General features: G+C 40.3%; 14 protein-coding genes. All 14 read left to right on the top strand.

The genetic code is table 11. From position 1 onward, the window contains the following. Positions 1–18 precede the first annotated feature (18 nt). On the top strand, positions 19–1,104 hold the full coding sequence (gene serC, locus HB912_RS10895) for a 3-phosphoserine/phosphohydroxythreonine transaminase (protein ID WP_185374536.1): 1,086 nt from the start codon (positions 19–21) through the stop codon (positions 1,102–1,104). Continuing rightward, a complete protein-coding gene (locus HB912_RS10890; RefSeq protein ID WP_185374534.1) occupies positions 1,097–2,284 on the top strand; it encodes a phosphoglycerate dehydrogenase in 1,188 nt (395 codons plus the stop codon). The genes serC and HB912_RS10890 overlap by 8 nt, the downstream gene beginning before the upstream one ends. Before the next feature lie 43 nt (positions 2,285–2,327). Continuing rightward, positions 2,328–3,569 carry a DUF1015 domain-containing protein gene (locus HB912_RS10885; protein WP_185374532.1) on the top strand — a complete coding sequence of 414 codons (1,242 nt, stop codon included), beginning with the start codon at positions 2,328–2,330 and terminating at the stop codon, positions 3,567–3,569. Positions 3,570–3,806: 237 nt separating this feature from the next. Beyond that, a complete protein-coding gene (mnmE, locus tag HB912_RS10880) occupies positions 3,807–5,180 on the top strand; it encodes a tRNA uridine-5-carboxymethylaminomethyl(34) synthesis GTPase MnmE (protein ID WP_185374530.1) in 1,374 nt (457 codons plus the stop codon). 18 nt (positions 5,181–5,198) lie between these two features. Continuing rightward, positions 5,199–7,085, top strand: a complete 1,887-nt coding sequence (gene mnmG, locus HB912_RS10875) for a tRNA uridine-5-carboxymethylaminomethyl(34) synthesis enzyme MnmG (protein ID WP_185374528.1) — start codon at positions 5,199–5,201, stop codon at positions 7,083–7,085. A 9-nt stretch (positions 7,086–7,094) separates the two neighbouring features. Continuing rightward, complete coding sequence (gene rsmG, locus HB912_RS10870) at positions 7,095–7,811, top strand: 16S rRNA (guanine(527)-N(7))-methyltransferase RsmG (protein WP_185374526.1); 717 nt, start codon at positions 7,095–7,097, stop codon at positions 7,809–7,811. A gap of 82 nt (positions 7,812–7,893) precedes the next feature. Next, complete coding sequence (gene noc, locus HB912_RS10865; protein WP_185374524.1) at positions 7,894–8,757, top strand: nucleoid occlusion protein; 864 nt, start codon at positions 7,894–7,896, stop codon at positions 8,755–8,757. A gap of 14 nt (positions 8,758–8,771) precedes the next feature. After that, on the top strand, positions 8,772–9,077 hold the full coding sequence (locus HB912_RS10860) for a hypothetical protein (RefSeq protein ID WP_185374522.1): 306 nt from the start codon (positions 8,772–8,774) through the stop codon (positions 9,075–9,077). Between the two features lie 114 nt (positions 9,078–9,191). Beyond that, on the top strand, positions 9,192–9,914 hold the full coding sequence (locus tag HB912_RS10855) for a helix-turn-helix domain-containing protein (RefSeq protein WP_185374520.1): 723 nt from the start codon (positions 9,192–9,194) through the stop codon (positions 9,912–9,914). Between the two features lie 185 nt (positions 9,915–10,099). Further along, positions 10,100–10,861, top strand: coding sequence for an AAA family ATPase (locus HB912_RS10850; protein ID WP_185374518.1), 762 nt, complete (start codon positions 10,100–10,102; stop codon positions 10,859–10,861). Next, positions 10,854–11,702 carry a ParB/RepB/Spo0J family partition protein gene (locus HB912_RS10845; protein WP_185374516.1) on the top strand — a complete coding sequence of 283 codons (849 nt, stop codon included), beginning with the start codon at positions 10,854–10,856 and terminating at the stop codon, positions 11,700–11,702. The genes HB912_RS10850 and HB912_RS10845 overlap by 8 nt, the downstream gene beginning before the upstream one ends. 18 nt (positions 11,703–11,720) lie before the next feature. Further along, the gene (locus HB912_RS10840) at positions 11,721–11,921 is read left to right on the top strand and encodes a DUF951 family protein (RefSeq protein WP_185374697.1); all 201 of its coding nucleotides are present in this window, start codon (positions 11,721–11,723) and stop codon (positions 11,919–11,921) included. 167 nt (positions 11,922–12,088) lie between these two features. Next, complete coding sequence (locus tag HB912_RS10835) at positions 12,089–13,558, top strand: catalase (RefSeq protein ID WP_185374514.1); 1,470 nt, start codon at positions 12,089–12,091, stop codon at positions 13,556–13,558. 425 nt (positions 13,559–13,983) lie between these two features. Further along, the coding region (locus tag HB912_RS10830; RefSeq protein ID WP_185374512.1) for an immunoglobulin-like domain-containing protein at positions 13,984–15,581 on the top strand (1,598 nt) is incomplete at its 3' end.

Below are 15,581 nucleotides of genomic sequence, written 5' to 3'. Positions count from 1 at the left end.
AATGGGAGCGAGTGGGAAATGGAGCAAATCTATAATTTTTCAGCTGGGCCAGCAGTGTTACCACAACCAGTTTTAAAACAAGTGCAAGAGGAACTGCTTTCTTACAAGGGATCAGGCATGTCGGTCATGGAACTCAGCCACAGATCCGAGTGGTTTGAAGAAATTTTAGCAGGAGCAGAAGTGTTACTTCGCGAATTAATGGGCATTCCGGATAATTATAAAGTTTTGTTTCTACAAGGCGGAGCAAGCCTTCAATTCACAATGGTGCCACTTAACCTAGCACATAGTAAAAAAGCAGCCTTTGTAAACACCGGTTCCTGGTCGCAAAAAGCCATTCAAGAAGCACAAAAATTAACGGAGGCCGTTGTAGTGGCTTCTTCTGAAGATCAAAATTTTCATTACCTTCCAGAAATTCCGGAAGTACCAAAAGATGCTTCCTATTTACATATTACGACAAATAATACCATTGAAGGAACGGCTTTCTTCGATATTCCACAATCAGAAATCCCGCTCGTTGCAGATATGTCTTCCAATATTTTATCGAATGACTACCGCGTGGAGGACTTTGGGTTAATTTATGCTGGTGCGCAGAAAAACATTGGTCCAGCGGGACTAACAATCGTCATCGTACGGGAAGACTTGATCGGGCAAGTTCCTGATCTTCCTGTGATGCTAGATTATGCGGTGCAGGCAAAAAATCATTCCCTATACAATACCCCACCAACCTTTGCTATTTATGTGGCAAAGCTTGTTTTAGAGTGGATTAAAAGCGAGGGCGGCGTAGCAGAAATGGAACGACGAAATCGTGAAAAAGCGGCTCTTTTATATACCTACTTGGATCAATCCAAAATTTTTAGTTCTTCTGTAGAACCTGCATTTCGCTCACTCACAAATATTCCCTTTCATACAGGAAGCGAACAACTAGATGCGCTTTTTTTGCAAGAAGCGAAAAGACAAGGCTTCATCAATTTGAAAGGGCATCGCTCAGTTGGTGGTATGCGAGCTAGTTTATACAATGCCTTCCCAATTCTTGGCGTCGAAGAATTTGTTCACTTTATGGAGGGTTTCGCTGTTAAATATAAAGGGGGAAAAATTTATGTTTAAGATTGAAACGCTAAACGCCATTGCAGAAGAAGGACTTGCAACCTTCCATTCCGAGAAATACAGTGTGGATCAAAATGCGGATCCTGATGGATTATTGCTCCGTAGTTACAGCTTACACGACTTTGAATTTCCGAAATCGTTGAAAGCCGTCGCGCGAGCAGGAGCGGGCGTTAACAATATCCCGCTTGAGCGTTGTTCAGAGCAAGGGATCATCGTGTTTAATACGCCGGGAGCGAACGCTAATGCTGTTAAGGAACTGGTACTTGCAAGTTTATTCATGGCAGCGCGCCCAATTATTGAAGGATGTGCCTGGGTTCGCGGACTTGAAGGGGAAAACGTAGCAGCAAAAGTAGAGGCAGGGAAAAAAGCTTTTTCGGGAACGGAATTAGCAGGCAAGAAACTAGGGATTATTGGACTTGGCTCAATTGGTGCGCTCGTTGCTAATGATGCGGCTGCACTCGGAATGGAAGTAATGGGGTTTGATCCTTACATATCCGTGGATACAGCTTGGAAAATTTCACGAGAAGTCAAGCGGGCAACTGAACTCGAAGAAATCTTAACGACTTGCGATTACATTAGCGTTCACGTTCCACTCAGGGAGAATACACATCAAATGTTCAATGCTGAAACGTTGATGCTACTTCGCTCGGATGCCGTACTGCTAAACTTTTCTCGAGGTGAATTAGTGGATGAAGCAGCGATTTTAGATGCGCTTGACCATCAAAGATTACGACTCTATTTGACAGACTTTGCTACGAATTCGCTACTTGAAAATAAGCGTGTCCGGGTGCTGCCTCATTTGGGTGCATCAACTGCTGAAGCAGAAATCAACTGCTCGATTATGGCAGCACGAGAATTACAAGCGTATCTCGAAACAGGCAGTATAAAAAACTCGGTAAACTATCCAAATGTGGAAATGCCTTATAATGGTCATCCACGAATTGGCGTTTGCCATCATAATATTCCCAACATGGTAGGCCAAGTTTCGACGATTGTCGCAAGCCATCAAATTAACATTCTTGACTTGACCAACCGCAGTCGTGAAGGATATGCTTATACGCTACTTGATTTAGAACAAAATGAAGCAGTAAATCTGGAACGTATTAAAGAAGACTTGGAGAAAATTGAAGGAGTGCTCCGCGTTCGTGTCATTGAACCGATCGGAGTGACCATTTCCTAAACTATTTCCCGGGAAATAACAACGTGATGGAGGAGGAAACAAGTTGGTAAAAGTAAGACCTTTTAAAGCAATCCGACCGAAGCAAGATTTAGCGCACCAAGTGGCATCGCTACCTTATGATGTTTTAAATAGTGATGAAGCGCGCGAACTGAGCAAAGAAAATCCCTACTCCTTTTTGCATATCGACAAGGCAGAAATTGATTTTGATAAAACCCTTTCGCCCTATGCAGCGGAAGTTTATCAAAAAGCAAATGAAAACCTTGAAACCTTTTTAAAAAACGGGTGGCTAGAAAAGGAGGAGCTAGATTCTTACTATCTATATGAATTGACAGTTGGCGGAAAGTCGCAATTGGGTTTAGCCGCCGTGACGTCGATACAGGATTACACAGAGGGGATTATCATGAAGCATGAGTTTACACGTGAAGAAAAAGAACTCGACCGAATTCGCCATATTGATGCTTGTGATGCGAATACAAGTCCCATTTTTCTTACGTACCGAGGAAAACAGAAATTGACAGATGCACTTCACCGTTATGCGAATCAAAATGAGCCTTTATACGACTTTGTGAGCTTTTATGAGGTTAGGCATCGGGTTTGGCAAATTCAAGATCAGAACTTGGCAGAGCAAATTGGAGAGACTTTTGAGGCTGTGCCGGCGCTTTACATTGCAGATGGGCATCACCGCACGGAATCGGCAGTCAAAGTTGGCTTGAAACGCCAAGAGGCGCATCCGGATGCACCTCATGATGCAGAATTCAATTTTTTCCTTTCGGTGCTATTCCCAGCGGAGGAGCTTTCAATTTTGGATTATAATCGCGTGATCCGGGCACCGCTTCCGGATGATTTCTTGGTGCAAGTGGAAGCGGCATTCGATGTGACACCGGCGCAGCAAGAGGCGTTTAAGCCGCAAGAAAAGCATCAATTTGGTATGTATCTGGATGGAGTCTGGTATGGTCTCAAAGCTAAACCAGAAACTATCCCAAGTGATGTGATTGGCGGGCTCGATGTTTCAATTTTGCAGGAGCTCGTACTTGGGCCTGTATTTGGTATTAAGGATGTGCGCCGGGATGAGCGAATTGATTTTGTGGGCGGGATTCGTGGCTTGGATGAATTAAAGAAGCTTGTGGATAGTGGGAAATTTCATGTGGCTTTTGCGATGTTTCCGCCGCAAATGGAGGATTTGCTCAATGTTGCGGATGCGTTTCAAATTATGCCACCCAAATCAACTTGGTTTGAGCCGAAGCTTTTGAGTGGCTTGTTTGTGCATCAATTGGAGACAAAATAATTAAAGTGTGCCTTGAAAATAAGAGGCATACTTTTTTTGTGGATAAAATAAAAAACGGTTGTTATCCACATGTGAATAAGTTAAAATAGAACATATCAATTGTGGATAATTAAATAATGCTGATGAATGACTTGAGCTTTGGTCAAAGCAGAGTGAATGGTTGTGTAGTCGCAAGGAATTTATTCGGACACTTTTAGCCCGAGCTTATTTGGCTTACAGAAGAAAGGTGGGAGAAGAATGGATTTGGATACTATTGCTGCTATCTCAACACCGCCCGGCGAAGGAGCCATTGCTATTATTCGATTAAGCGGCGATGAAGCGATTCAGATAGCGGATCGTATTTTTTATGCCAAAAATCGCTTGGCGGATGTAGATAGTCACACGATCCATTATGGACATATTAAAGAAAATAATGAAACAATCGAAGAGGTCATGACTTCTGTGATGCGAGCACCACGAACGTTTACGAGAGAAGACGTCGTTGAAATCAATTGTCACGGCGGGATCGTTGCAGTGAATCGGGTTTTACAGTTGCTGTTAAGAAGTGGCGCCCGGCTTGCTGAACCTGGAGAATTCACAAAGCGCGCCTTTTTAAACGGAAGAATTGACTTGTCACAGGCGGAAGCGGTCATGGACTTGATTCGTGCGAAAACGGACCGGGCGATGGGTGTTGCGCTGAAGCAAATGGACGGAAATTTGTCGCGCTTAATTAGGAATTTACGGCAAGAGATTTTGGACGCCTTGGCGCAAGTGGAGGTCAATATTGATTATCCGGAATACGACGATGTTGAGGAAATGACGCAGAGAATGCTCGTCGAAAAAACACTCCTTGTGAAAGCGTCGGTTGCTCAGTTACTTGAAACAGCACAGCAGGGGAAAATCTTACGGGAGGGGCTTGCTACAGCCATAATTGGCCGACCAAACGTAGGGAAATCTTCACTGCTTAATCAACTTATTCAGGAAGAGAAGGCGATCGTGACGGACATTGCGGGAACGACGCGTGACATCATTGAGGAATATGTCAATGTGCGCGGGGTACCGCTTCGTTTGATTGATACGGCTGGTATCCGCGAAACGGAAGATATCGTTGAAAAAATCGGGGTAGAAAGATCTAGAAAAGCACTGCAGGATGCGGATTTTATTTTGCTTGTGCTCAATCAAAATGAACCACTTACTGAGGAAGATCGAGCGCTTTTTGAAGCAGCGCGAAATCACCATTATGTGGTGGTGTTAAATAAAACGGATTTAAATCGGGAAATAGATATTACTCAGGTGCAGGCGCTTGCAGGTGCTAATCCTGTTGTTGAAACGTCGATGCTTACAGAAGGCGGAATTACGGAACTCGAAGAAGCGATTAAGAAACTATTTTTTACGGGTGAAATTGATGCGGGTGATGCGACTTATGTTTCCAATACGCGACATATTGCGTTACTTCACCAGGCTGCGAATGCGCTTGATGCGGTAATTGAAGGCGTTGAAGCAGGAATGCCGGTTGATATTGTACAAATTGATATGACAAGAGCATGGGATTTACTCGGTGAAATTACGGGGGATTCTGTTCAAGATGAACTTTTGGATCAACTCTTTAATCAGTTTTGTTTAGGTAAATAAAGGAGATGGAAGGAAAAAATGCAAATTTATGAAGCTGGTCATTATGATGTGATCGTTGTGGGTGCTGGGCATGCTGGCGTTGAAGCTGGGCTTGCAAGCGGCCGTATGGGCGCGAAGACGCTTATGTTGACGATCAATTTAGATATGGTCGCATTCATGCCTTGCAACCCGTCAGTTGGCGGCCCAGCAAAAGGAGTTGTCGTTCGCGAAATTGATGCGCTCGGCGGCGAAATGGGACGAAATACAGATAAAACTTATGTGCAAATGCGGATGTTAAATACTGGTAAAGGTCCTGCCGTGCGTGCTTTGCGTGCGCAATCGGATAAATGGGACTACCAACATGAAATGAAACATACAATTGAAAAAGAAGAAAACATTACGTTAAAACAAGGCTTAGTTGACCGTTTAGTTATAGAAGACGGGGTTTGTCGCGGTGTTATTACAAATAGTGGTGCAAAATACATGGCAGATGCCGTTATTTTGACTACCGGTACGTTTTCTCGTGGTGAAATTATTGTTGGAGATTTGCGCTATTCAAGTGGTCCAAACAATCAACAACCCTCTATTAAGCTCTCAGAACATCTTGAAGAACTGGGCTTTATTTTACGTCGCTTTAAAACGGGGACACCACCACGCGTGAAATCCAGTTCCATTAATTATGAGGAAACAGAAATTCAACCAGGCGATGAAAATCCACGCGCTTTTAGTTATGAAACGACTGAAATGCTGCTTACGCAGTTGCCGTGTTGGCTAACCTATACGAACGAGCAAACGCACGAAATTATCAATGCTAATTTATCGCGTTCGCCAATGTTTACAGCGACGAAAAAAGGGACAGGTGCTCGTTATTGTCCATCTATTGAAGATAAAATTGTGCGCTTTAGCGATAAACCTCGGCATCAAATTTTCTTGGAGCCTGAAGGTCGTAACACGGAAGAAGTTTATGTGCAAGGTCTTTCTACAAGCTTACCTGAAGACGTTCAAGAAAAAATGCTTCGGACGATTCCGGGTCTTGAAAATGTTGAAATGATGCGTGTTGGCTATGCAATTGAGTATGATGCGGTGATGCCGGATCAACTTTGGCCATCACTTGAAACAAAATTGGTTCCTGGGCTTTTCACAGCTGGACAAATTAACGGAACAAGTGGATACGAGGAAGCTGCTGGGCAAGGTTTGATGGCAGGGATCAATGCATGTCGTAAAATTCAAGAGAAAGATCCTGTTATTTTAGGGCGTGACCAAGCTTACATTGGCGTTTTGATTGATGACCTCGTAACGAAAGGCACGGAAGAACCATATCGCCTTTTAACTTCGCGGGCTGAATATCGCCTCCTCTTGCGCCATGATAATGCGGACTTGCGGTTGACTGAACTGGGTCATGAAATTGGGTTGATTAGTGATGAGCGTTATGCGCGTTTCCAAGCGAAAAAAGCAGCGGTTGAGGAAGAGAAGCGACGTCTTGAAACAACGAGAATTAAACCGACAGAACAAGTACAAGCGATGCTTCGTGAACTGGGTTCTGCTGAACTTAAAGATGGCGTTCTTGCGGCGGACTTTTTACGTAGACCGGAAATGACTTATGATCAAATTATTGAAATTGTTCCACGTGAAACATTTGTGTCTTGGGATGTGGCGGAACAAGTGGAAATTCAAATTAAATATGAAGGTTACATTGAAAAAGCTTACCAACAAGTTGAAAAAATGAAGCGCATGGAAGATAAAAAAATCCCGGAAAATATTGACTATGATGCGATTTTTGGCTTGGCTACGGAAGCGGTTGAAAAACTTAAGAAAATTGAACCACTGTCAATTGCGCAAGCAAGTCGAATCAGCGGGGTCAATCCGGCAGATATTTCTATTTTGTTGGTATATATTGAACAAGGAAAAATTGCAAAAGTAAAGTGAGGGAAAAACGTGAATCCAGAACAATTTCAGGCAAAACTTGCTGAAGCGGGAATCTTGCTAACGGAAAAACAAATGAGGCAGTTTGAGCGCTACTATGAATTGCTCGTCGAATGGAACGAAAAAATGAATCTGACAGCAATTACGGATAAGCAAGAAGTGTATTTGAAGCATTTTTATGATTCTATTTCTGCGGCTTTTTATGTGCCATTTAATGAGTTTACTACTGTTTGTGATGTTGGGGCAGGCGCAGGTTTTCCGAGCCTTCCGCTGAAAATTTGTTTCCCGCATCTAGAAGTTAGTATTGTTGATTCTCTAAATAAACGGATCACGTTTTTAAATCATTTAGCAGATGAGTTAAAATTGACGAATGTTCATTTTTATCATGATCGTGCAGAAACTTTTGGTCAAAATAAAGTACACCGCGAGCAATTTTCTCTAGTGACGGCTCGAGCGGTTGCTCGAATGAGTGTGCTTGCAGAACTGTGTTTGCCACTTGTAAAAAAAGATGGTGTGTTTTTAGCAATGAAAGCCCAACAAGCAGAGCAGGAGCTTGAAATAGCTAAAAAAGCGATCGCTGTTTTAGGTGGGAAAGTGACGGGGCATTTTGCTTTTCAACTCCCTGCTGAAAACAGTGAACGAAACCTTTATGTGATTCGGAAAGCAAAAGAAACACCCAAAAAATATCCTCGTAAAGCAGGACTTCCAAATAAACAACCGATTGAGTAATGTTTTTCCTGGCTATTTCTGCTAAAATGAAAGGAAGAGTACAAACTTTATTGTGAGATAAACTGAGAAGGGACGATACTCCATGGCTTTTTCACTTTTTGGGAAAAAAGATAAAAACAAAGCGGACGAGTTGGTAGAGCAGGATTTGACGCAACGAGTGGAAGAGATTCCATTAAATCAAATTATGCCCAATCAATTTCAGCCGAGGACTGTATTTGATCAAGAAAAAATTGAGGAACTTGCTGAAACGATCAAAATTCATGGCTTGATTCAGCCGATTGTTCTCCGTGAAATGGAGGAAAACAGCGAGGAAAGTCGATATGAGATTATTGCTGGGGAACGGCGTTACCGGGCAGCTGTTTATTTAGAAATGGAAACAATTCCAGCAATCGTTCAGGAATTTACGGATGATGAGTCGGCGGCGCTTGCTTTGATTGAGAATTTACAAAGGGAACAACTGACACCAATTGAAGAGGCTGTAGCTTATCAAAGCTTGCTTGAAATGAATGGTGTCACGCAAGAAGCCTTAGCGAAACAAGTTGGGAAAAGCCAGTCTGCTGTCGCAAACAAGTTGCGCTTGCTTAAATTGCCAAAGGGAATTCAAGAAGCGGTTCTTGCAAAAGAAATTTCTGAGCGTCATGCAAGATCCTTGTTAGCGCTTGAAAGTGAAGAAGATCAATTGAAAGTTTTGGACAAAATTCGAGACAATCACTTGAATGTGAAGCAAACAGACGAACTGATTCGTGAATTTTTGACGAAAAAAGATGAAAAACCGAAGAAAAAAGCGAATTTACGACTTGTAAGTAAAGATGCTCGAATTGCTTTAAATACGATTAAAGAATCAGTTTCGATGGTACAAAAAGGCGGAATGGATTTAAACATCAATGAACAGGAATCGGATGATTTTTTTGAAATTACCATTCAAATTCCTAAAAATAAAAAATAAGAGGGGAATCGAGAATGAAAATACTACAAATTATTTGGCAGATTCTGGGTATCGCTTGTTCAGCGATGATTTTGCCTTCTTTTGTCACATCAATTACAGAAGCTATCTTAAGGTTACAACCGCAACGCATGGTCATTTTTTTCATCTATCCATTAATGTCTGCGAGCCCAACAGCAGAAATAAGTAATGCACGAGCTATTTTTACAGCTGGAATGGGATATCTGATGTATATTATCGCTTTTATCTACGTTTTTTGGTTAATTCGAAAGATTATGGGTTGGTACAAAAAAGCAAAACAATTAGATCAACAGTCAAATTAAACAATCTTCCTTTGAAGGTTGTTTTTATTTGTATTTGGGGTTATCAGGTGCAAAAATCGCCTAAACAAAGTAAAATTAAAGTGGAAGGAAAATGATGAGGAGGTAAGGGAGATCATGGCTAAAATTATTTTTGTTAAAGACGAGGAAAATCAATTCCAAGCTTACGATTTTATACACGATTTGATTGAAGAGCAGCCATTAATGGCAACGCTTTTATTACAAGGGATATTTGATCTAGAAAACGCTGAGACACGGCGGTTAAGTACAGGTAAACAAATCGCGCCAGATATTCATCTTTCAATTGGGAAGAGTCAAGCCTATTCTCTTCAATCTACACGAATTGAAACGACTGTCGATCAACCGCTCCACGAACTTAAATTACACTTTAAGGATCGCAACTGCCGCTTAATTTATTTTACGGCTTTTTCAGAATCTGAAACGTATTACTGCTTTATTAAAGGTTACTTTAAAGATAAAAACCCCTTTACGGATCAGATGGGAGCGTATCGGGAAGAAGCAAAACGTATTTTCTTAAGTCGAACTACTGCTGATTTAAGTATTGGTAATGATGCGTATAGCTTTGATTCGCTGAAGGAGCTTGCCTATGAGAACGAAGGGATTGTTCATTATCTAGAGAGCATCTCAGCAATGCTTGCTCGAGGGATCTTTGCAAAGCGAATTGAGAAGAAATGGTCACAACTTGACTTAGCGTTGAAATCTGATTTATCGCCAACTATTATTGAGCGCATTGAAGCAGGGGATCCGGATTTAACTTTGCGTATGTATCAAAAGACCTGTGCGGTTCTAGAGGTTAAACTTTCATTCGATTACAAATAAGCTAAAAGACCTACGAAGGTAGGTCTTTTTTGTTTGGATAAAAATGTAAATGTTTCACGTGAAACAATTTTTTTGGTCGAAAAATAAAATTTTAGCTAATTTAAGAGACGGATTGAAAAAGTTTTGGTAGAATAGAAGTTATAGAACTGAGAGATCAGGAACTTAATAAGGGGCTGGTGAAGAAAGTGACCAAAATTATTGCACTTGCGAATCAAAAAGGCGGCGTTGGCAAGACGACATCTTCTGTCAATCTTAGCTCTAGCCTAGCTTTTTTGGGAAAAAAGGTCTTGCTGGTAGACATTGATCCTCAAGGAAATGCCTCTAGTGGTGTTGGTATCAATAAGGGAGAAATCGAAAACTGTATTTATAATGTATTAGTAGACGATGTCCCACTTAAAGATGTGCGTGAACATACGGAACTAGACAATCTTGATGTTATTCCTGCCACTATCCAGCTTGCTGGAGCAGAAGTTGAACTTGTTCCAGCTATCTCTAGGGAACTTCGTTTAAAGCGAGCAATTGATACAATAAAAGATGAGTACGATTACATCATCATTGATTGCCCACCATCCCTTGGATTGCTGACACTAAATGCGTTGACAGCTTCAGATTCTGTTTTGATTCCTGTTCAATGTGAGTATTATGCGTTAGAAGGATTAAGTCAACTTTTAAATACAATTCGAATCGTTCAAAAACAATTGAATGCTGAATTGCAAATCGAAGGCGTATTGTTAACAATGCTTGATGCACGTACGAACTTAGGTATCCAAGTTATTGAAGAAGTCAAAAAATACTTCCAAAATAAAGTATTTGATACAATTATTCCTAGAAATGTACGTTTAAGTGAAGCACCAAGTCACGGTAAACCAATTCTTTTATATGATCCAAAATCAAAAGGGGCCGAAGTTTATTTAGAATTAGCTAAGGAAGTGATTGCAAATGGCTAAAGGACTTGGAAAAGGAATCAATGCGTTATTTAATACAGTAGATACAGATGAAGAGACTGTTGTAAGTATTGCGCTTGATAAGGTGGATGCGAATCCATTTCAACCACGAAAAAACTTCGACAAGAAAGCTATTCAAGAATTGACGGATTCCATTAAAATTCACGGTGTGTTGCAACCCGTTATTTTAAGGGAGAAAAAGGATCGCTATGAAATTGTAGTGGGAGAGAGAAGATGCCGCGCGTCTGTTCAAGCTGGTCTAAAAGAAATTCCAGCGGTTGTAAGGACATTAAATGATCAAGAGATGATGGAGCTTTCTGTCATTGAAAACCTGCAACGGGAAGACTTGTCAGCGCTTGAAGAAGCTGAATCCTATGACTTTTTAATGAAAAACTTAAAATTAACGCAAGCGAAACTTGCAGAACGCGTCGGGAAAAGTCGTCCATATGTGGCTAACTTTATTCGATTGCTTTCTCTTCCAGATGAAGTTCAAGATATGATTCGTACTGGAGAATTATCTGCGGGGCACGCTCGAGCATTGCTTGCTTTAAAACAAAAGAAAAATATTATTCCACTGGCAAAGAAAACAGTGAAAGAAGAACTTACTGTGCGCCAACTGGAAAAATTAGTGACAGATATTAATGAGAATGTTTCACGTGAAACAAAGAAACCAAAGAAAGTACCGGTCTTTATTCGTGAAAGTGAAAATCAACTGCGTGATAAGTTCGGAACAGCGGTTTCGATTAAACGAACGAATAAAAAAGGTAAAATTGAAATTGAGTTTTTATCGGATGATGACTTGGATCGGATTTTAGAAATTTTAGATGTACAATTTGATGATTAAATAAAATTTGTGAAGAGGATAGAGATGGAAAGTAAAAAATTCGAGTTAAATGATATTGTAGAAATGAAAAAACCACATCCTTGTGGAAGCAATCGTTTTCGGATTATTCGAATGGGAATGGATATTCGAATCAAGTGTGAAGGTTGTGGACACAGCGTTTTGCTATCAAGACGAGAATTTGAAAGAAAAGTAAAAAAGATTCTTCCAAATGAAAAATAAACAAAAAGACCTATCAAGTGGATTTTGATGGGTCTTTTTGTTTATTTGGATTCACAAAAAAGATAAGCTGATTAGTTGCCTTGGAGCGAGGATTTCTTTATCATAATTAATATCATTTAATAATCATTTTAATTAAATGAATAATCTTGCACATGGAGGGATTTAATTTGACCGAAAAGAAAAATTTAACGACTAATCAGGGAGTGCCAATTGGAGATAACCAAAATTCGATGACGGCAGGTTTCAAAGGGCCAACGCTTCTTGAAGATTATCAGTTGATTGAAAAACTAGCTCATTTTGACCGTGAACGAGTTCCAGAACGTGTGGTTCATGCACGTGGGGCAGGGGCACACGGGAAGTTTGTAGTTAAAAATAGCATGAAAAAATATACAATGGCACACTTTTTACAAGAAGAAGGACAAGAAACAGAGGTTTTTGCTCGTTTTTCTACCGTTATTCACGGACAACACTCGCCTGAGACGTTGCGAGATCCACGAGGTTTTTCGATCAAGTTTTATACAGAAGAGGGGAATTATGATTTTGTCGGAAATAATTTGCCTGTATTTTTCATTCGTGATGCGATTAAGTTTCCAGATGTTATTCATTCGCTCAAGCCAGATCCAGCGACGAATATTCAAGATCCAAATCGTTACTGGGACTTCATGAGCCTAACGCCGGAAGCAGTCACGATGCTTACATATCTTTTCAGCGATGAAGGGACACCTGCTTCTTACCGTGAGATGCGCGGTTCGAGCGTACATGCTTTTAAATGGATCAATGAGGCAGGAAAAACGGTTTATGTGAAGCTACGCTGGCAACCAAAAGCTGGGATTGTCAATTTGACGACCGAACAAGCGTCTCAAATTCAAGCAAAAGAATTCAATCATGCAACACGAGATCTACATGAAGCTATTGAAGCAGGGAACTATCCAGAATGGGATTTGTATGTCCAAGTGCTTGATCCAAAAGACCTTGATCAATTTGATTTTAATCCACTTGACGCAACGAAAGATTGGTTTGAGGATGTTTTTCCATACGAACTTGTGGGCACAATGACATTAAATCGCAATCCTGAGAATGTCTTTGCCGAAACAGAATCGGTAGGCTTTAACCCCGGGGTTCTTGTAAGAGGTATGCTCCCGTCAGAAGATCGGTTGCTTCAAGGTCGCCTGTTTTCTTATTCAGACACGCAGCGTCATCGTGTGGGACCGAACTATCTGCAATTGCCGATTAACAAGCCGAAAGTGCCGGTCACAAATAACCAGCGTGACGGCTACATGCCAGTTGGGCAACAAACGAGCTCGATCAATTATGAGCCGAATAGTTATGATTCAGAGCCTAAAGAAAATCCGGCATTTGTTGAGCAAGAACAAGGAATTCGCGGTGATGTTTCAGGCAGACTTGCGGCAGAGAAGCCGAATAATTTTGTCCATGCACGTGAAGTTTGGAACCGTTACTCGGAAGGGGAACGAGGTGCGCTTGTGAAGAACATTGTGGACGACTGGGAAACTGTTCGCGAGGATATCAAGATTCGTAACTTGCGGAATTTCTATCAAGCTGTACCTGAGTGGGCTGAACGTGTGGCTGCGGGAACAGGTATTGAACTTGCAAAACATATTGTTGACTTGAAAAAATAATTAGCAAGATTTTTACTTGGTTGAAGGGTAAGATAGTTTACTAAATTAATCGTTAATAAAAAGTCTGAGAGGTAAATAATCTCAGACTTTTTGTTTTGTCTTAGCTTTTACAAGTGGATTTTGTGTCAATTTTCTAAACAGAGACTGACCTGTTTGTAGGTATTCTCACAATTCATGTAACTCATTTTATGGTTTTTGTCAATATTTTTTTTTGAATGAAAGGGACGTAAAAAAACAAAGTTCTCATAAATAGTATACAGATTTCTAATACTTTCATTGTTATACTTTTTTATAAATCTTAACTTTTTTAACTTAGGAGTTATTTAAAGGAGTGAGAATTATGGAAATTTGAAGAAGACTTTATCTGTTTTTTAAAACAGTTGGATCACAATTTTTTGAAAACACAGAGGAAAAGGGGACAGGATATGAAGAAAATTTTATCAGGATTGGTTGTTGCAATGTTAGTGTTTCTCACTGTTTCACAAGCAATCATGCCTTTTAAAGCAAAAGCTGCAGAAACAGGAGTTACACTAGAGGTAGGTACTGAACAACAACTGAAAGATGCACTAAATAATGATTTAGTGACTAAAATCGTTTTAACAAATGATTTAGACCTAAATGCTACTATGAATTATACAGTTAAACATGATGTAACGATTGAAGGTGGAAATCACAAAGTTGCACTTAACAATAGCAGTTTTGTGAGTGATTTATCTGGAGCGGCAAGTGTCGTTTTCTCTAACATTAATTTTACATCGACTTCTAGACCTATCTTTAAAACAAGTGTAGTTAATTACTCGGTCACGTTAGAAAATATAACTCTAAATGGTACTGAAGCCGTTTCGAATACAAACGGGACTACTTATGTAAAAGGAAATAATAGTATTACTACTACGGGATCAACTGACGTTTTCAGCGTGAAAAATCTTATTTTTGATAATGCATCAACAACAACTATCAAAAATACGGGAACTGCAAATACTATTCGAGCTTATTCATCAGGAAATGTACAAATTAACGCGGGGGCTAAATTATCAATTGATTCACAAGCAATGGGGATCTATCTAAGTGGTTCGCAACAGGAGCTTATTGTCGGGGACTCGGCTACTCTTGATGTTGTAAGTAGATATGAAGGTGTTAAAGGTGTAGATGCTAGTGCCACTTTCTCTACTGGAAGTAAAGTGAAACTGAATTATCAAAAAGCAAGCATTTCTTCGAACTCACGAATCTACATCAATCAAATAACAATGACAAAAAGTGCATCAGTAGAAGCACTTTCTTCTCCGATTGCTTTATATGCAGTACAAATTTCTCCAACAGGAAAAATAGTAATGGATAGCGTGGCTTATTTTGACTTCAGAAATGAAAATCCCGCTGGTTTAGCTCTTTACATGGAAGGTAATGGTGGGGTTCTTCAAACGACAAGCCAAAATATAGCAGCATGGGAAAAAGGAACGGATATTTTAGGAACACCTAAATATGCTTGGAAAAACCTAACATCACTTACAGATATTTATGGAAATAATAGTGAAGTTTCAATAACAAACATTCCAGCTTTTACAACAGAATTTAAAAATCAAAATTTCGAAAGATTGTCAAATGGATCCATTACGAATGATAAGCCTGTTATTAATGCAGCAGATAAGACGCTTAAAGTTGGAGATACATTCGATCCTAAAGCGGGTGTAACAGCAAGTGATACAGAAGATGGTGACTTAACAAGCGCAATCGAAGTAACAGCGAATAATGTAGACACATCAAAACCTGGTACGTATGAGGTTACTTATAAAGTAACGGACAGTGATGGCAACGAAACTACAAAAACCATTACAGTAACAGTAGGTACAAATAACAAACCAGTCATTGAAGCTGCAGATAAGACGCTTAAAGTTGGGGATACATTCGATCCTAAAGCGGGCGTAACAGCAAGTGATACAGAAGATGGCGACTTAACAAGCGCAATCGAAGTAACAGCGAATAACGTAGACACAACGAAAGCTGGAACTTACCAAGTAAGTTATAA

The sequence above is a fragment of the Listeria aquatica genome (genome assembly GCF_014223975.1).
GTDB classification, from domain to species: domain Bacteria; phylum Bacillota; class Bacilli; order Lactobacillales; family Listeriaceae; genus Listeria; species Listeria aquatica.
This window is presented reverse-complemented; position numbering and strand designations above follow the sequence as displayed.

Excerpts from the sequence above, each read along its gene's own strand:
- serC (WP_185374536.1), top strand. The coding sequence starts at position 19 with ATGGAGCAAATCTATAATTTTTCAGCTGGGCCAGCAGTGTTACCACAA.
- HB912_RS10890 (WP_185374534.1), top strand. The coding sequence starts at position 1,097 with ATGTTTAAGATTGAAACGCTAAACGCCATTGCAGAAGAAGGACTTGCA.
- mnmE (WP_185374530.1), top strand. The coding sequence starts at position 3,807 with ATGGATTTGGATACTATTGCTGCTATCTCAACACCGCCCGGCGAAGGA.
- mnmG (WP_185374528.1), top strand. The coding sequence starts at position 5,199 with ATGCAAATTTATGAAGCTGGTCATTATGATGTGATCGTTGTGGGTGCT.
- noc (WP_185374524.1), top strand. The coding sequence starts at position 7,894 with ATGGCTTTTTCACTTTTTGGGAAAAAAGATAAAAACAAAGCGGACGAG.
- HB912_RS10860 (WP_185374522.1), top strand. The coding sequence starts at position 8,772 with ATGAAAATACTACAAATTATTTGGCAGATTCTGGGTATCGCTTGTTCA.
- HB912_RS10855 (WP_185374520.1), top strand. The coding sequence starts at position 9,192 with ATGGCTAAAATTATTTTTGTTAAAGACGAGGAAAATCAATTCCAAGCT.
- HB912_RS10845 (WP_185374516.1), top strand. The coding sequence starts at position 10,854 with ATGGCTAAAGGACTTGGAAAAGGAATCAATGCGTTATTTAATACAGTA.